The sequence below is a fragment of the Candidatus Dependentiae bacterium genome, assembly GCA_018266175.1.
Taxonomy (GTDB): Bacteria; Babelota; Babeliae; order Babelales; family RVW-14; genus JAFEAY01.
Genome location: JAFEAY010000003.1, coordinates 20042 through 38057 on the forward strand (window position 1 = coordinate 20042; position 18016 = coordinate 38057).

The following is an 18016-nucleotide window of genomic DNA, read 5'->3' on the forward strand; positions in this document are numbered from 1 at the left end:
TTATATGCAACGTAATAAGAAAATCTTATTGCACATATCTTTGATCGATGGAGTCGGCCCTGCCGGAGCGTTAAAGCTCATTAAGTATCTGTTTAGCGAGCGCTATCCCGATATGCTTGATGCCGACTTTATTGAATTAATTAAGCATCAAAATGAACTAGATCTTGAACAAGTTTATTTCTATTCGGTACATGATTTGATAAGACGGGCTGGATTTACAGAACGAATTGCGCGACAAATTGTTGCAGGACTTGCAGATCAAACCAGCCTAGAAGCAGAATGTGCACTGCTTGAAAAACACAACATTCAATTGATCACAATTTTTGATGAGTCTTATCCAGAAATTTTGCAGCAAATTTATCTTCCTCCGCTTGTTTTGTACTGCAAGGGTGCACCGCTTGAACATACCGCAAAACGTATTTCAATTGTTGGTGCGCGAACAGCTACAACCTACGCGCAAGAGGTTATTAATCAATTGGTTCCGGCTCTTGTTGCCCAAGACTGGCAGATTGTCAGTGGTGGTGCGCTTGGTGCAGATGCTATGGCTCATGCTGCAACCTTGAGTTGTTCAGGAAAAACTATTGCGGTTCTTGGCTCTGGTTTACTTAAGCCCTATCCGGATGCAAACATTTCACTTTTCAAGCATATTAGTGAGTGGGGTGGCTCAGTTATTTCAGCATTCCCACTTAATGCTCCTCCTGAAAAAGGAAATTTCCCTGCACGAAACCGTATCATTGCAGGGCTTAGTCATGGATGTGTCGTTGTTCAAGCCGGAGTAAAGAGCGGAGCATTAATTACAGCTCAATTTGCTCTTGAAAATGGCAGACAGGTCTTTGCCGTACCGGGGTTGATTGATCATGAATTAAGTATTGGATGTCATGAGCTGATTAAGCAGGGAGCAAAGCTTGTTGCAAGTGTGAATGATATTCTTGAAGAGTTTAATGAATCAGTCAGTCATACCACATTTACTGCTGCACGCAAAGATCATGTATCACCTAAAGATGATTTGTCACTTGTTCAAGCTACAAAAGCTCAAGGGCTTACAGGTCAACAGCTGGGCATTGAAGAAAGTGATCCAATTTTGCGTGCCTTAACGACAGCAAGTACTCTTGATGATTTAATCATGCGCACCGGGTTTGATATTGTAGAGCTTCAAAATAGATTGTTTGAGTTACAACTTGATGGCAAAGTAAAACAACATTTTACCGGTGCATGGGAAAAGAGTTCATGATGCATGATGTACTTTATCTTGGCTCCCAGTCGGCCTCTCGTCAGCAGCTCCTTACTCAGACCGGCATTCAGTTCAAAGTTCTTGATCATGGAAGTAGCGAGTGTGGTATTGAAAACCCACATGATTTTTCAGCTCATGTACTTGCAATAGCCTCGGATAAATTGCGCCATCTTAAGTTACCAAATCCCGAATCTGTCCAAACCGATTATATTTTTGTGCTTACCGCAGACACGCTCATTAGAACAACAAAGAGCTTGCAAATTTTGGGCAAACCGCGTGACAAAGCGCATGCGGTACAGATGCTTGAGCTTATAGCTCAAGAGCCTATTGAAATTATGACGGGGTGCTGCTTAGAGCGTATGGTTAAAACGGCAGAAGGTTGGAGTGCGGAGCAGTTTCATCATTGGACTTCATCTTCATTAGCTGAATTTTGTGTTGACGCTGATCGTTTTGATTTTTATTTTGAAAAAAGCCCGATCGCGCTCTATGCCTGCGGTGCTTGTGTTGTAGAAGGGCCCGGGCAATCGTTTCTTAAAAATTTCTCAGGCTCATATTCTGGAGCCATGGGTATTCCGTTATTTGAGCTTGTGCAAGGACTTAAAGTTATGGACTTTAAGCTTTAAATTTATTCAGCTTCTCTTGATTTCTTGAATCGAGATTCCATCCTATGGCAGACTAATCATGCTCAGCTAAAGGGGAGGAGTTATGGTTGCTAGATCTTTATTTATATTTTTTTCGGTTATTTCAAGCTTTTTTGTTTTAAACAGCAAAATAACTCGAGATGATACTGATGTATTCTCTTCTTGGATTGATGGAGAAGGTGAATATCGACAGCGTATTTTTTCAGATGTTAATGTGCAGGAAATGAGTAAACGGCAATCGAGCGAAGCTCTAAAAAGTTGCTTTTTGCGATATCCAAAGGGTTTGGCAGCATTAAGCTTTTACTTTGATGCTCTTTTAGATGGTAAGCCAGTTCTTGAGAATGAGGAGTTGCTGCTTGAGCATTTTAAAGCTCTTTATCCAATGCTTCAAAACGATATCGGTGCATTTCTTGATTACCTGTGTGATCACAAATTTTCATCAAAAATTTATAATAGCATTGAAAAAAAAGCTTCACATAATCCGGTTATAAACAAGTATAACGCATTTATGCACCTCTTATTTGCTCATCCTGAAAAGCATGATGAACGAGAGCATCTTTTTAGCGTTGCCAACAATTTTTTTGAATATTGCTTTTCACCTAAGACCTTTTTGTCATTTAAAAAGCGATTAGAGAGTTCTTGCTATCATCCGCTTGCACGTTTACTTTACTCGGTTATTTGGAAGCAGTTGGCTGGTAATGGCTGGAAAGAGTGGCATGCCTCTTGTTTGCAAAGACTCAAAAAAGCCTGTGATGATGGCAAAACAATTGTCTATATTGCCGGTGGGTGCGATATTTATCAGCTTATTAAACAGGGCATTTATAATATTCGTATTGTTGATCCAATACTTCCTACCCAACCAGCTTACTATGCTGAGCACTGGGGGTGGCTTGTAAAACGTTCCTCAAAAAATCCAGGCATAGGTGATTATTTGCGGTTTACGTTTAACGATAAATCGATTGTTATGAAGCGTTCTGGTTATTCTGAGAAAGGATCGTTTACTTGTAGAACCAAGCGGGGGGCTAAGCGCTCAATTCCTCAAAGTATAACTCAGTGGACCGTCTATGAAGATAATCAAAAAGTTGGAACTGTTACATTTGATCGTAGGTTTTGCAAACAAAAAGATTTTTTACCTGATAAATCGAAGCAATTATTGATATCTTTTAATGAACTTTATTATATAACCAGTACCGAAGAACCTGATTCATGGAATATAAATCCATTGAAATTCAAACCTACGATCAAGTTGCAGGTTAAGCAACTTCGTAAGCCATTGAATAAGGAGGTATTGTGTAATATGGTACAAGCAGATCAGTTGCCATTTTCATTTATTCGGCTCGGTTCATGCGCCGATTAACCAGGCGAAGTCGGTTTATTGAGATATTTTCACGCAGCAATTTATTTATTGACTATTTGAATTGATTATTGATAGGCTTATTAATAATACGCGTTCTGTGCGCAGTATTTCAATAATCATTCTATTGATGAGTAAAGAAGGGATAGTTTATGAATAAAATACTTTTAATTGTGAGCTTTGTAGGAGCTTTTTTAAACTCTAGCTTGCAAGCAGCACCAAAATCATCAACGAAATCCTCTTTACAGGCCGATGTTAAAACTGTTTTTCAAAAAGTAGCTTCTAATGATTATAAGGGTATGTCGACTATACTCAATAAATATTCGGATGCTACAAGTATTAAAACTATATTGACAGCAAAAGGAAATGGCCAGACTTTGCTTCATGCCGTAGCAAATCTTGCCGATACCGCGACTGCCTTGAAAATGGGAATACTGATTGCTAACCGTGGGCTGGATGTGAGCCCTCAGTTTCAAAAGCAGATAATTTCGGTAAAAGATAACAAAAATAAAACACCAATTGACTATGCAAAAGGTAGGAATAATCAAAATTTGCTGACTATCTTTAATAACTTAGTGGCAATTGTGCAGTCATCAACTGCATCGACATCTGGAGCTATGGGATCAACATCAACTGGATCAACTGGAGCGATGTCAACTGGAACAACAGCTCCATCAACAACATCAACATCGGCTTCATCAACTCCAGCACCAGCGCCGGCTTCAACGTTACAAAGTGATATTAATGCTGCATTTGTAGCAGTACGTGCTGGTGATTACAATGGGTTAAAAGCTTTACTTAAAAAGTATAGTGATACTTCGAGTATTAAAACTATGCTTACTGCCGTAGAAATCAGTTTGGTAGCAACAGGTCAGACGCTCCTGCATAAGGCTTCAGCTCTTACGGATCTCAATACCGCACTGAAGATGGGAATACTTATTGTTAATAAAGCTTCAGAGGTAAATATTGCATTTCAAGCTGAGAGAATTCTTGCAAAAGATGTGGAAGGTAAAACACCCGTTGATTATGCAACAAGTAATGGGAATACGCAATTGGTGTCTATTTTTTCAAGCATAGCGGCTTTAACCCCAGCACCAACTCCAGCGTCGGCTTCAACGTTACAAGATGATATTAATACCGCCTTTCAAAAAATAGCTGCTGGTGATTACATGGGGATGTCATCATTGGTCAAAAAATATACTGATGCTGCAAGTGTTCAAACTATGTTGACTGCAGTACAAAATGGAAAGACTCTCTTGCAAGCTGCTGTAAATGTTAACGAACCCTCAACTGTTGCTATGATGGTTGGGCGTATTACTGGTCAAGCTATGCAAGTAGGTAAAGACTTTCAAGTTCAAATTATTAAAGCTCAAGACAGTCAAGGCATGTCTGCGATTGATTATGCTAAGAGTAAAGGGAATACGCAGGTTGTTGATCTGTTGACTCAAATGTCATCTCAGTAAGTTGAGCATAATCTTTTCATGAACGAGAAGAGGGCTCATACATTGCGTATGAGCCCTTAGTTTTTTACGATAATAAATTAAAAAAATTAGTGAAGCGGTTCATTTTTGGTCGGCTTCCAGTTTTTAATGAGCTGCTCAAACAATATTTTTTTTGCTTGATCGTTAGAAGCTTGCTTCGTTGGTTTTTCCTCAACATGGTTGTGATGTTTATGTTTGTGTTTGTGATGATGGTTATGGTGTTTATGCATTTTTTCTTTTGTTTGCTGCATGCTTAACCAAATCGTTCGATCATCAAGGCTATCAAGATCCATCTGTTCAAGTGCCGGTAGGATAGCATCTTTTGTTGTGGTATCCAGACTAATCGTTTCAAGATTTTTCATCAAAATTTGTTCAAGTAAGACGAGAAAATCAAGGATAGTAGTATAAAGCTTTTCAGAGACCTTTGAATGGTCAAGGCTTTCCACTTTTTCTAGTTCTTCAGAAAAACCATGTTGCACTGCGTGTTTAATGAGCGTGTTGAGTCCTTGCTTTTCATTTTTTAAAAGCCAACTCATGAGGCAAATAAGCTCAAGTGACAGCGAAATGTTGTTGTTATTCATGAAAATCCTTTCCCTTGGTCTTCCACGGTGTTGATAATGTTTTGATAGAGGGTAATGGGTTGATGTATCAAAAACGTCTGTTTAACCTTACAAACCACAGTATACGCAAAAATTGCCTAAATTCATATAAATGAGCATATTAAGAGTTCTTTGCTGAGCATAAAAGCGTTTAGTAATGTTTGAAGATACTGATGCTTTGCTTGATTAGAAGAGGTTCTAATAGTTTGTATATCAAATATTTTCTTCTCAAACATGGCCTCTATAGGCGTTTTTTAATAAAATAAAATTACTTTTTATTTCAGATTGAACTTGAATTATTTGGTGTTCAGGACAAAAGTTTATAGTGTGTTATTTCTTATAAAAAAAGCTCACCAGGAAGGTTGTCTTCCCGGTGAGCTTGAGAGTGTGTGTGGAGACTTAGTGATTTATCTGTACAAATTTTTCAATACCTTGGTAGATACCTTGTGCAATAACTGATCGATATTGTTCTTGTGCAAGGTGTGCAGCCTCTTTTTTATTTGTTAAAAATCCAACTTCAACAAGTGCAGCTGGAACAGCGCTTCGCAAAAGAACTCGAAATCCATCGGTTTTAATTCCGCGATTGGTGACCGCGTGCTTGTGTTTGTGTAAGGCATTAACTAAATTATTTTGAATTTCTGTTGCAAGAGAGCGTGAAGCGTGAGCATTTTTTTGCAAAGTATTATTTACAATTTCTGGTAAACGTTCTTGATTTTTTAAATTCATCAGAATAAAGCCGCTTTTATTTGCCGGTTGACTAACATATTTATTATTAAGATAAAATGTTTCGACGCCATTTTCGTGTGGGTCTTTTTTTCCTGTTGCATTAACGTGAATTGAGACAAATAGATCCGCTTTTAATTGAACTGCGAGTTCAGAGCGTTCGAGTAAGCTCATGGTTTTATCGACATTTCGGGTTAGTACGGTGTTGAATCCTGCTTGATTGAGCTGTTTTTTTACTCGTTGGGCGATATCAAGAGCAAGATCTTTTTCTTGAAGTCCAAATGCACGAGCGCCCGGTTGACTTCCGCCATGTCCAGGGTCAATAACGATACGCAGATTTTTCTGTTGTTTTGATTTATTGGGTAAATAAATTTCTTGTGTTGTGTCGCTCATAATGACATTATTTCGCGCTTGGAGCATCATGTTGTCGTGTTTTTCAAGTTCATCAAGTGTCTGCTTGGTGAAAATATCAATAATGAGTCGATTAGGACTTTCAAGTGTTGCCCACTTGATTAAAAGCCTGTTTTTTTCAGGAGTAACCCCTTTATTGTGTCTGTTTTTACCGTGGCTTTGAACTGTTTGTGCAAAGTCGATTGCAAGAACAACGCTTGTTATTTGAGCATCTTTTTCATGGAGCCAAACATTTGAAACAAGTCCTTGTTTTTTAAGCTTATTGAGCTGTCCAACAACTTCTGATTGTTTGAATTGTTCAAGGCCCATTCCTGGAAACGTTAATTTGAGTCGAAACTTTTCTTTGTTGAGCTTCTTATTGAAAAATATTGGTTGAGAAAAATCAAACATAATTTGCGTTGCAAATTTTCCCTGAGATACTTCCATCCAGTTAAGTTTATTTCCTGCTGATTGAGCTGATTGAGCTGAAGTATTGCATGTTGCATAACTAAGTATTGTAATAAGTTTAATTGCTAAGAAAATAGATTTCTTGTGCAAAATATTCATAATCCCCCCAAGGTTATGTTGTTTCCATTTCTCTGCTTATTAAAATTATCAGTTTGTAAATTTAATAAGCAATAAATAGAAAATAAAGATTGGTTTTGTTTGGTTTTATGAGGGGTTTAGGGTATGAAGAGCCAAGGGGTTTTTTTCAGAACACTGTTTGCTTTGTTCTCAGTCATGCTTATACTTGCAGCCAGATGAGTTATAGGGGATTTGAATAGATATTTTTGAGAAAAATATGAATATTGAAGAAAACGTTTCACTAGCTGATAAAAATTGGTTTAAAACTGGAGGAGCGGCTCGGTTTTTTTGCCAGCCGCATGATGTACATGAATTTACACAAGCACTCGCTTTTGCACGAGAGCATAAACTTTCAATCTTTGTTCTTGGTCATGGAGCCAACATCTTAATGAGCGATGAGGGCTTTGATGGCTTGGTCATTGCCCCCAAGCTCGAACAGGTGAGCATAGACTATTCAAACGGTTTAGTAACTGCTGGTGCTGGTGTTGGCATGCCCGATTTAATTAAGGCTTGCTTAGATAACAATCTTGTAGGACTTGAAGAATTTAGCGGAATTCCCGGCACTGTTGGTGGCTCAATGTACATCAATATTCATTACTTTGAATTTTTGTTAAGTAATTTTTTAGCTTCTGCACGTGTTATCGAAGTACAAAGCGGTCAAATTCTTGCAGTTGACCCTGCATGGTTTAGTTTTGGTTATAACACTTCAACTCTGCAAGCGGGAAAATTTTATCTAGTTGATGCAACGTTTAAGCTCAAACCGGTGAGCCCACTAGAGGCTGCGTTTGCTCGCGGGCGAAGCGTTGAGATGATACGCCACCGTGTTGCGCGTTATCCAACAGCACGAACCTGTGGCAGCTTTTTTAGAAATTTTCATCTTGATGAAATTCCATTTTTAATCAATGACAAAAAGATTCCGTTTGTTGCGTATTATCTGGATAAGATTGGTGTAAAGGGTGCTCTGCGGTTTGGCAATGCGGTTGTTTCGCATCAACATGCAAATATGATTGTGACGCTTGAAGGTGCAACCAGTAATGATGTTATTGAACTTGTGCGTGAAATGCAGCGTCGAGTTTATGAACAGTTTGGCATTGTTCCACAGCCGGAATGCCAGCTCGTCGGGTTTGCGAAGTATCCGCTTCTTGATGTATCAAAAAATATTCCTAAACCTCATCACGCAAAATTTTTTCACGATAATCAGCCATGAGGTTCACCATAAAGTGAATATTGTGAATGGTTGCAAGTGTAAATGCGGTCAGTTCATTTGCTTTGAATAAGTGGCATAAATAGGCAAGCGTATAGTGCTGGCAGGTATAGCAGGTACAGCCGTCTTCTATAGGACGGAATGCTGTGGCATTCCCACCTTGTATTGCGCGTAACCGTCCATTTTTGGTAAATAGAAGGCCATGGCGTGCGGCTTTGGTTGGGTGTGCGCTGTCAAAGGTATCAATGCCTAGTGGAACAGCTGCATCTAGTGATGGAATATCACCAATGCCAAGTAAGTGATTTGGTTTATCTTCGGGGAGATGGGGCATAATGTGCGTGAGCATGGTAATCATTTCTTCACGATTTTTTCCTACACTTCCTCCAAGCGCAAAGCCATCATAAGGCAGCGCAGTCAAAATTTTGCAGCTCTTTTTACGCAATTCTAGGTCAAGGCCTCCATGAACCACCGCGTACAGAGCCTGGTTATTTTTATTTTTAAGATGCTCATCAAGTGATCGTTTTTCCCAGCGGTGTGTTCGGTCAAATGAACGTTTTAAGCTTTCAGGTGAAACGTGGTAAGGCGGCAATTCATCAAAGCAGACAATGATATCAGCACCAATTTTCTTTTGTTCTTGAATTGATCGCTCTGCGGTGAGTAGAATTTTTGCACCATCACGGTAGGAGCGGAATAGTACTCCCTCCTCGTTAATTTTAAGAACGCTGTTGCTGTGTTGCTTTGTTCCCTTGCTTTTGATTTCATCAGAAACTCCGCCGTAGGCAAGGCTAAAAACTTGGAATCCACCAGAGTCGGTGATAATTGGTTGTGTGCGATTCATGAAGGTATGAATTCCGCCTGCTTGTGCAATGGCATCAGCTCCCGGTTGAAGCATCAGATGATAAGTATTTGCAAACATCAGCTGGAGGCCGGCAAGCTCAGCTGTTTTGCTATCAAGTGCTTTGAGTGCGCCATTGGTTCCAACTGCAACAAAGTTAGGAGTATCAATGACGCCATGTGGTGTGTAAATTTTTCCAACACGAGCACGAGATTTTTTTGATGTGTGAATTACTTTAAATGAGAAGTAGGACATAGTTCTGATCTTTGGTCTGAAGGGGAAATATATTTTTTAGTCAGGGCAATGAAAGGAGCGGTCAAAAGAATGACCATGAGTTTGATAACAAAGCTGACCACGATAATATGACTGATTGATTCAACGACGCCGTACAGAGCAATAACGCTAAAGAGCGTCGTGTCGACCAGTTGTGATAAAATAAGAGCAATAATACTGCGAAGTGTAAAATGCTTGTTCTTAAAAAGTTTTTTAAGAAGCCCAAAAACGACTACATCAAGGTTCTGAACGAAAAAATAAACTCCTATTGAGCTGAGCGTGAGTCGTGGCATGAGTGAAAAAATTTCTACAAAGTGAGGATGCATCGTGTCAAAGGTATTAGGAGTATACCAGAGGTGAATTTGAGTCATACTCAGATAGATCAAAAGCATTGAGAAATTAATCCAAATAACCTTTTGCGTAATCTGCTTGCCGTAATATTCTTGAAGTATATTCAGGCTCATTATGACTCCAACAGCAAAGACATCGCTGCAGGTAACATCAAATCCTAAAAGAGTAATTTGCTTTGTGACCAACAAATTTGATAAAATGCCTTGCATGCAAATGAAACTAATTAAAGCCTCCTTGCCTAGTTTTAAAGTTCCAAGGCAACAGAGTGCAATAATAAAAATGTGTAAAAAGAATAATAGTTCATTCATGGTATTGCTTTACATTGAAATTAAAAACGGTTTTTGGTTTAGTTTACACAATTTTTTAGGTTTTTTCATCTTTCAAGATTGACAAGGAGCGGTTATGTGCGAAAAAAAATGGTATCGTTTAGGATCTCTCCTGATTTGTGTAGGGGTAGGCTTGGGGGCTTATATGGTAGTCACAAAGTCTTATGAAGGGTTTTTTAGCCAGGCAAAGACTGTGCAAACACCCTATGGGCAGGTTGTGGTAACGGAGCCAGTACTTATTGAGTTGCTTGAATGCCCTACTATGGAGCGTATTAAAAAGGTGCATCAGTATGGATCTAGGTCTTTGGTTGATGGTTATGGAAAGAGTTACACGCGTTATAACCATTGTGTAGGTGTTTGGGCTCTTTTACGCCGCTATGGTGCAAGCCTTGAAGAGCAGGTTGCGGGATTGTTGCATGACGCCTCTCATACGGTATTCTCGCATGTTGGAGACTATCTCATTAAACAAGCAGATTGTAAAAAATCATATCAAGATGATATTCATGCTGAATACCTTGAAAAGCAGGGAATCGGAAAAATTTTGGCTAAGCATGGCATGGAACTGGATGATATTGTTCCAAATGGTGATGTTCATGTTGCGCTCGATCAAGATCTGCCTGATTTATGTGCTGATCGTATTGAATACAATATCCAAGAAGGGCTTTTGGCTGGTATTCTCTGCCAACAGGATGTTGATGATATCCTTGCCCACCTTAAGTTTGAACAGGGAAAATGGTTTTTTACAGACTCTGTTGTAGCTGCAAAACTGGCCCGAGTTTCGTTGTATGGATCACGACATGTTTGGGGAGGCCCAAATATATTTGTTCTTGATTCATTGGCTGCCCAGGCTTTGCGACGTGCGCTTGATATTGAGCTGGTTACCATGGATGATATTCATTATTCTACTGATGAAGTGGTGTGGGAGAAATTGTGTCAAAGTAACGACTCTCAGCTTTGTGAAGTAATCAAAAAAATGAGAACTACTGATGATAAAAAGCTTCAGGTGACCGATAAAGGCTCCCAAGACTTTTTTGTACGATCTAAATTTAGGGGAGTCGACCCATTGGTTAAAAATAATGACGGAACTCTTAAGCGCCTGACAGAACTAGATGCTTCATTTGCTTTGGAGTCAGTACAGTTGCAAGCGCAGCTTGCACAGGGGTGGTATATTAAATTTGATACATCCGATAGTACTGATAAGAGTCCTGTGCAATCACTGGTCGGATAGGTCGGTATATAAAAACAATGAGGAAAAAAATAATGTCGCTTTCTCGTGGCAAAAAACGCTTGATGAGCGCATCAATTAATTCAGCGGTATCCAAGTCAATTTCTCGATTGGCAGATGAAGCCCGTTGGTTGACGATGTCAAATGTGCTGACTTGTTTACGCATTGTTTTAGCACCGTTTGTTGCTCTTGCTATCTATTCTGAGCTTTGGAAGCTGGCATTTATTATCTTTCTGCTTGCAGCGGGAACAGACTTGCTTGATGGTTACCTCGCTCGGCTTTTTAACGAGCATACTCGACTTGGTAGGATACTCGATCCAATTGCGGATAAATTTTTTCTGGTAATAAGCCTTGGCTCTCTGGTATTTGTTGATTCACCGTTTATTAAGGTCCCAATTTGGTTTTTTATACTTATCCTTGTCCGTGAATCTATTTTACTGACGGGTGGCTATCTGGTTATGTGTATTACTGGAGGCTCAGAAAGTATTAAGCCATCTATCTGGGGAAAGCTTACAACTTTTATGCTTATTTTCTTTATAGCAGTAGGTTTCTGGAATCATTTGATTATTCAAGAACAGGGATCTATTATTGATTTCCTGTTAGTAATTATATCAATGCTTTCATTGTTTTCGCTTTTCAATTATATCAAAGTTGTTTATGGTGAACTAAAAAGAGTGAAAAAATGATTGATATTCCAGCTTTTTCATGTAATTTTGTGGTAATATCTTTGATGCACACAAGGTAAGAAATAGCTTGACAGAGAAGGCTTTTTTTGTATTCAAATAGCTTAGTGCTTGCTTTTTAAAAAAAACCTTACTATATTGCTTTTGCTGCTAAAGATAGCTCAATAGTAAATATTGATTGGGGATAGTTAAGTAGTTCTTTATAAAAACATGTTTATAAAAATTTGAATGCAATTGTTGGTTGGTGTTGGTTTTTTATTATCACTTTTAGGAGATAATTATTATGTTGAAGAAATTGATTCCTGGCGTACTTGCTCTTGCAATGTTTGCAAGTGTTAACGCTAACACAGACGTAGAGACAAAAGAAACAGAAAAAACAGTTGTAGAATTTGTTGCAGCTGCACAAGCACTTGGCTTCTCAAACGAAGAAGTTAAAGCTGCTTTCGTTACAGCTCTTGAAAACGCTGATGCTAACGGCGTTGTAACATTGTCTTTGACCAATGAACAAAAGAAAACTGCATTGATTGTTGCTGGTGTAACAGTTGCAGCAGTTGTAGTTGGTGTTGGTATTTGGAAGCGTGATGGCAAAGTTCCTTTTGCTAAATTGTGGAGAAAAGCTCCAGCTCCAGCTCCAACTGAAGAAGATGGACACGAACACTAAGAAGAAGCGTAAGCTTAAAAATAGATAAAGCGGGTTCTGACGTATTAAGGTTTAACTTTAGTACATAAGGGCCAGCCAACAAATTGTAATAATAGAGGCGTGTGAGAAATCATGCGCCTCTATTATTTTTGACGAACTTATGGCAATCTGCCGTTTATTGTTTGTCGTAGCTTGATTAATCATATTTTTTAGAGGTTCTTTCAGATGAAAAGTATCATACGATTATTGCTCATTTCTTTGAGCATTGTTTGGGTGCACAGCTTGCCTGCCGATATCTCGGCCCTTTCTTTGCAGCAGGCGCATGAGATTAAAGCTTATGTTCAAACGGCAAAAAAGCTTGGTTATACCGATGCACAAATTTTGAGCGAATTCGAAAATGCAGCTCAATTACTGGATCAAAACAATGGTGTTTTAGCTCTTTCACTTAAGTATGATGAGCGTGTGGTTTGGTCTGCAATAGGTGTGCTGAGCGTGGCGACGGTCATTGCAACTATCTGGCTTGTACATTATTTTTTGCAAGGTGATCAGACTCAGTCTCCGCCAGGGCAATCTAACCAGCAAAAAAATCAGCCACCGGGACCGCAGCCTGGCATTTTGCCAGGAGAGGTTCGTGGGGTTGTTGAAGAAGATGATCGAATTTAAGAGCCCATGAATAAGTTTTAATAAAGATGGCGTGTGAAAAATCATACGCCATCTTTATTAATGAATTTTGTTGAAAAAGTGATTATAAGTAAGAGCTTGAGAATATGCTTTTTGCGACTTAGAAATTTAATGAAAAAAGATGGTTTTATCCTTTGTTCTATTGCTTTTTTTTAATATTTAATCATACTTCCACTTGTTGTACTGAGTTACTTAATTAATATTATTCTTGCGAAGGTTTTTCAGATGAAAAGTATCATACGGTTATTGTTAATTTCTTTGAGTGTTGTTTGTGCACAAGATGTATCAGCTCATGCCACATCTCTTTCTTTGCAGGCAAATCAAGAGATTAAATCTTATGTTGCAGCGGCACAAGCACTTGGTTTTTCAAACGAAGAAGTTAAAGCAGCTTTTGTTAAAGCTCTTGAGACAACTGATGCTCATGGCACAGTAACATTGTCTTTGACTCATGAATACAAAAAAATTGCATTGATTGCTGGTGGCGTAACAGCTGTAGCAGCTTTAGGCGGCATTGTGTATCTTGGTTATGCGAAGCGTGATGGCAAAATTCCATTTGGTAAATTTTGGAATAACTCAGAAGTTAATTCAGGAAATCCAATCGACCCAATCGATCCTGTGATTGAGCCGATTGATCCTGTTAATCAAGAAGATCAAGTAATTGAGCCAGTTAATCCAGTAATAGATCCAATTGATCCAATTAATGAAATCGACCCAGTTGATCCTGTGATTGAGCCAATTGCTCCTGAAGTTATTCCTCTTGTAGGACGATCTGGTGCAACGCGATATGCTCTTAGAAATACGACCAGAGTAAACTATAAAGAATAAGCTAAAGATAAAAGAAGAGGAGTTTGGATGAATATTGTAGTAGCTTTAGGAGCCTTGGTTTTTTTACCCATCATGTGTTGCGCACAAGCATCAGAATTTTTGGTTACAAAAAAACAGGTGCCGACAGCTCCTCGATGTTCAGCATCCAAGCTTAAAGAACAACTCGGTCATGCAACTAAAGATGCTTTTCATGCAAGCAGGTCGCTTATTCGGCATATTGGCAAGATCAATATGCTTGTCGCTGATCTGCAGAGCAAAAAAGTCGAACCTTTAGTTGATCATAACAATTTGATTACAATAAATAAGCAGGGTGGTGAGTTACTCATCACCCTGTCTGCTTTGCAAAAGAAATTTTCAGCGACACTTGGCTGCTTGCTTGATAATCAGGCACCATTTAAGCGTGCTGGAAAAAACGATCTAAGCACAGCTCATGCTATTATGTACGACCTGGTTGCATCGCTTGAAAAAAATCGCCAGCAGCTTAAGTCTTGTCAAAATCTCATTACACAATCTATGGATAAAAAATCTACCCCTGATTCGATACAGCAAGAGATTGGACAACTTCAGAAAAAATCGTTGCATCAGGCAGTAGCACAGTTGAGCGCTACTATGCTTGACGTTTGTCAGCAGTCAAAGCAACTTCACATGCGTGTAAACGCAGACAATTGCCTTAAGCAAGCATCATGAAAAAAGTTTTTATTGTTTCGGGTGAACTTTCGGGTGATTTGTTGGGGGGATGGTATGTGCGTAAGCATTATGCTCATCAACAAGTGTATATCGAAGCTCTTGGAGGAGATCATCTGCAACAAGCAGGTGCTCATTTGTACGAACGCTTTGAAAAGCTCAATGTCACCGGCATTGTTGAAATTATTAAGCATATCCCTCGGTTATTAAAATTTTTAAATCAACTTGCAGCATATATCATTGAGCAACAGTTTAATGAAGTTGTAGTGATTGATTTTCCTGGCTTTAATATGAGGTTAATCAAACGACTTAAACGTTTGTGTTCAACGATAACAGTTACCTATTTTTCTCCACCTCAATTGTGGTGCTGGGGAGCCTGGCGCGTTGCTTCGCTCAAAAAATATTGCGATAAAATTATTGTTTTGTATCCCTTTGAAGTTGAGTGGTATGCACAGCGAGGCGTGCATGTTCAATGGATTGGATGTCCAGTATACGATCGTATGCAGCAATATTTTGAAAAATCTGCAACAAAAAAGCATCTTATCGCATTAGTTCCAGGATCTCGTTTGTCAGAAATCAAGACGCTCCTTCCAATCTTTGCTCGTGTTGCATCTGCCTTAAAATTAATTTATCCCGATATTCAGTTTATTATTCCTCAGGCTGCATCAATTTCGTCTGATCAATTGAGTTGTGCGCTGAAGCGTTCAGGTCTTGATAAAATTGGGAAAGATTTGATTATTGTTCGTGACTCTGATGAAAAGTGGCAGCAGCTTGCTCATTGCTCGATGGCATTAACTAAGCCTGGCACGGTTACGCTCGAGCTTGCTTTGCTTAAAATACCAGCTCTGGTTATTTTCCGTGTTTCATGGATTACCTACTGGCTTGCGCGGATAGTTGTTAAAGTTCGGTTTATGGCATTACCAAATTTGCTTTCAGGACAAGAAGTCTACAAAGAATTTATTCAACATTTTTCTATCGATACAGTTGTTTATGAGGCGCAGCGTTTGAACGAATCTTCTATTGCCCGCGATGCACCGTATGCTCAGATGGTAGAAAAACTTGAGCGACTCAGTAAAAGCCTAGAAAAATAATAAGCGTTTTGCCAAATCTCTCTTTTCTGCTAACATCACTTTTGCTTTTATGATTGTTTATATTTTTTTGAAAGGTGCTTTTGCATGGCAAGTTATAATCGAGTTATCATGATTGGTAATTTAACGCGTGATCCTGAGTATAAACAAATTACTTCAGGCCAAGCTGTCTGCCGTTTTAGCTTGGCGTCAAACCGTCAGTTTAAAAACAAACAAACCGGTTCAATGGTTCAAGAAGTTTGTTTTATTGACGTTGATGTTTGGGGACCTCAAGCAGAAAGCTGTAACCAATATCTTCAAAAGGGTCGTTCTGTTTTGGTTGAAGGACGTTTAAAGCTTGACAGCTGGCAAGATCCTGATGGCAACAAGCGCAGCAAACATTCAATCGTTGCTGACCGTGTAACATTCTTGGCTTCAGGGGCACAAGATGATCTTGAAGATTCTGCAAGCGATCAAGCTGATGAAGGTTTTTCTCGGTCTGAGCAGCCAAAAAAGGCAGTTGCTCCGGCACGTAAAGCTGCACCCAAAGCGACATCACCATTTGATGCTCCAAAAGGGTTTGTTTCAACCGGCGAAGTGACTTTGAAGGATGAAGCGCCTTTTGAAGACGATTTACCATTCTAAGAAAAAAAGGTGTAGCACGGAAAAACGAGAGAGGCTTGTCCTTGCTTGGGTTCCCATGCTACACTCCCTCTACATTGTTTGTTGAAAAAAGCGGGCGATAATAATTTTTCGTCCAGAGTATTTCACGACCTGTAGGGGAAAAACATGATTTCTTGGCGCAGTAATATCTGCACTCACATACTATCGTGCTCGCTGTTTATAAGCAGCTTCTTATTTCAATCGTTACCAGCACTTGATGTGCCGGTTTTTTATCGAACACCATATTTTCAGGGGCAATCGGCTGCCAGTGTGGACGACTGGGCTGTTTTTTTGAAAGCGCATTATGCTCAAGGAAGTACGCGTAAGTCGTGGAATGCGCATAGCAAGCGGGGCTCGCTTTTTAGCTCACATGGTTTTTTTGATATTGGCAAACTTGGTCTCAACCAAGATAACCTTGCACAATTGCCTCTAACCAATGCTCAATGGGGTGCTGGAGCACCACTTGCTACTGGTCCAGCAATTCCGGTAGAATTTACGGGTAAATTTCGTCTTCAAGAATTTGACGTCACCTGGCGCCAAAACTTATTTTCCGGATTCTTTGCTCATGTGAACTTGCCCTTCAAAGAGCTTAAATTAAATGAGATTGGCTTTATCAATCAGGGCCCTGAAAATGTTCAGGATGCGATGGGTATGGATATTATGGTTGGTGGAAATCCAATTAAAGTTGATGATTTCTTAAACAATCAGCTCGATCCAATTTTGAAAGAAAACGGTCTTGCACCGGTCAAAACACCGTTCAAAAAATCAGGTGTCGGTGATTTAGTTATTACCGGCGGCTGGCAGGGTGAAACCGAAACTGACGTTAGTTTTATCGATCGTCTTTCAGGCCAGCTGCAAGCAGGTGTTTTGGTTCCGCTTGCGGGTAAGCGTGATATCAATCGAGTTTTTGCGTTGCCCCTTGGGCACGATCAATATCTGGGAGCGTTAGGGCGAGGAAACCTTGAAGTAGGATTGTGGAAATATCTACGCTTGGGTGCAAGCGTGGGAGCGGTTATCTTTTTTGACGAAGAGCGCGTTGAGCGTGTAACAACCGACTTGAACCAGAATGGTTGGATTTTGCTTGAAAAAACCAAAGTGAAAAAAGTTCAGGGGACAATTTGGGACTTTCAGCTCTATGCGCAAGCCTATCGCTTACTTGGCGGGCTTTCAGCGTTGGCTGGTTTTTCGTATACTACGCAAGAGCGTACCATTCTTTCGGTTCGAGATGATCAATTTCTCAAGGCATATATTGATGCACAGCGACTTTTAACCCCTCCCAAGATCATTTCCCCCAATTATATTGCCAATGCCAATAAGCAACTGGAGATGTGGGAGCAGTTTACGCTGCACTTTTTGGTTGAATATGATGTCAAGGCTCATACAGACTCATCATTTGCCCCTAAATTGTCGGTTGCCTATGACTATTCGATATATGGACGCCGTTCGTGGCTGACGGATATGTTGGGTGGTTCGCTTGAGCTTCATATTCAGTTTAACTTTTAGCGACGATTATTTGATGGCTCTTTTGGTAATCATGGACTTTTCTTTGCCGGTG

General features: G+C 39.6%; 18 protein-coding genes. 14 read left to right on the forward strand and 4 right to left on the reverse strand.

The window, feature by feature from the left end; genetic code table 11:
- Positions 1-4: 4 nt before the first annotated feature.
- The 4 genes from dprA (at position 5) to JST56_00120 (ending at position 4689) form a co-directional block, all read left to right on the forward strand.
- The gene (gene dprA, locus JST56_00105) at positions 5-1231 is read left to right on the forward strand and encodes a DNA-protecting protein DprA (GenBank protein MBS1987377.1); all 1227 of its coding nucleotides are present in this window, start codon (positions 5-7) and stop codon (positions 1229-1231) included.
- Entirely contained in the window at positions 1228-1854 is a 627-nt protein-coding gene (locus tag JST56_00110) for a Maf family protein (GenBank protein MBS1987378.1), read from the forward strand. Before dprA ends, JST56_00110 begins: the two co-directional genes overlap by 4 nt.
- An 82-nt stretch (positions 1855-1936) precedes the next feature.
- The gene (locus tag JST56_00115) at positions 1937-3229 is read left to right on the forward strand and encodes a hypothetical protein (GenBank protein ID MBS1987379.1); all 1293 of its coding nucleotides are present in this window, start codon (positions 1937-1939) and stop codon (positions 3227-3229) included.
- Positions 3230-3378: 149 nt separating this feature from the next.
- On the forward strand, positions 3379-4689 hold the full coding sequence (locus JST56_00120; GenBank protein ID MBS1987380.1) for a hypothetical protein: 1311 nt from the start codon (positions 3379-3381) through the stop codon (positions 4687-4689).
- Between the two features lie 86 nt (positions 4690-4775).
- Here the strand turns inward: JST56_00120 and JST56_00125 are convergent, their stop codons facing one another.
- Positions 4776-5288, reverse strand: coding sequence for a hypothetical protein (locus JST56_00125; protein MBS1987381.1), 513 nt, complete (start codon positions 5286-5288; stop codon positions 4776-4778).
- Between the two features lie 417 nt (positions 5289-5705).
- Positions 5706-6986: an N-acetylmuramoyl-L-alanine amidase gene (locus tag JST56_00130; protein ID MBS1987382.1), complete on the reverse strand. Its 1281-nt coding sequence runs from the start codon at positions 6984-6986 to the stop codon at positions 5706-5708.
- Between the two features lie 235 nt (positions 6987-7221).
- On the opposite strand from JST56_00130, the gene murB reads away from it, so the two are divergent.
- Entirely contained in the window at positions 7222-8211 is a 990-nt protein-coding gene (murB, locus tag JST56_00135; protein ID MBS1987383.1) for a UDP-N-acetylmuramate dehydrogenase, read from the forward strand.
- Here the strand turns inward: murB and JST56_00140 are convergent.
- Both JST56_00140 and JST56_00145 read right to left on the reverse strand, forming a co-directional pair.
- The gene (locus JST56_00140) at positions 8168-9298 is read right to left on the reverse strand and encodes a tRNA-guanosine(34) transglycosylase (protein MBS1987384.1); all 1131 of its coding nucleotides are present in this window, start codon (positions 9296-9298) and stop codon (positions 8168-8170) included. The two genes, murB and JST56_00140, sit on opposite strands and share 44 nt — an antisense overlap.
- Complete coding sequence (locus JST56_00145) at positions 9274-9975, reverse strand: queuosine precursor transporter (protein MBS1987385.1); 702 nt, start codon at positions 9973-9975, stop codon at positions 9274-9276. The genes JST56_00140 and JST56_00145 overlap by 25 nt, the downstream gene beginning before the upstream one ends.
- A gap of 94 nt (positions 9976-10069) precedes the next feature.
- Between JST56_00145 and JST56_00150 the strand changes: the two genes are divergently transcribed.
- The 9 genes from JST56_00150 to JST56_00190 all read left to right on the forward strand — a co-directional run bounded on the left by JST56_00150 (position 10070) and on the right by JST56_00190 (position 17964).
- Complete coding sequence (locus JST56_00150; GenBank protein MBS1987386.1) at positions 10070-11221, forward strand: HD domain-containing protein; 1152 nt, start codon at positions 10070-10072, stop codon at positions 11219-11221.
- 32 nt (positions 11222-11253) lie between these two features.
- Complete coding sequence (locus JST56_00155; protein MBS1987387.1) at positions 11254-11904, forward strand: CDP-alcohol phosphatidyltransferase family protein; 651 nt, start codon at positions 11254-11256, stop codon at positions 11902-11904.
- Positions 11905-12184: 280 nt separating this feature from the next.
- Positions 12185-12562, forward strand: a complete 378-nt coding sequence (locus JST56_00160) for a hypothetical protein (protein ID MBS1987388.1) — start codon at positions 12185-12187, stop codon at positions 12560-12562.
- Between the two features lie 204 nt (positions 12563-12766).
- Complete coding sequence (locus tag JST56_00165; GenBank protein MBS1987389.1) at positions 12767-13204, forward strand: hypothetical protein; 438 nt, start codon at positions 12767-12769, stop codon at positions 13202-13204.
- A 243-nt stretch (positions 13205-13447) separates the two neighbouring features.
- A complete protein-coding gene (locus JST56_00170; GenBank protein ID MBS1987390.1) occupies positions 13448-14047 on the forward strand; it encodes a hypothetical protein in 600 nt (199 codons plus the stop codon).
- A 27-nt stretch (positions 14048-14074) separates the two neighbouring features.
- The gene (locus tag JST56_00175; protein MBS1987391.1) at positions 14075-14734 is read left to right on the forward strand and encodes a hypothetical protein; all 660 of its coding nucleotides are present in this window, start codon (positions 14075-14077) and stop codon (positions 14732-14734) included.
- Entirely contained in the window at positions 14731-15822 is a 1092-nt protein-coding gene (lpxB, locus tag JST56_00180) for a lipid-A-disaccharide synthase (GenBank protein MBS1987392.1), read from the forward strand. Before JST56_00175 ends, lpxB begins: the two co-directional genes overlap by 4 nt.
- An 84-nt stretch (positions 15823-15906) precedes the next feature.
- Entirely contained in the window at positions 15907-16443 is a 537-nt protein-coding gene (gene ssb / locus JST56_00185; GenBank protein MBS1987393.1) for a single-stranded DNA-binding protein, read from the forward strand.
- 144 nt (positions 16444-16587) lie between these two features.
- The gene (locus tag JST56_00190; GenBank protein ID MBS1987394.1) at positions 16588-17964 is read left to right on the forward strand and encodes a hypothetical protein; all 1377 of its coding nucleotides are present in this window, start codon (positions 16588-16590) and stop codon (positions 17962-17964) included.
- Positions 17965-18016: the final 52 nt, after the last annotated feature.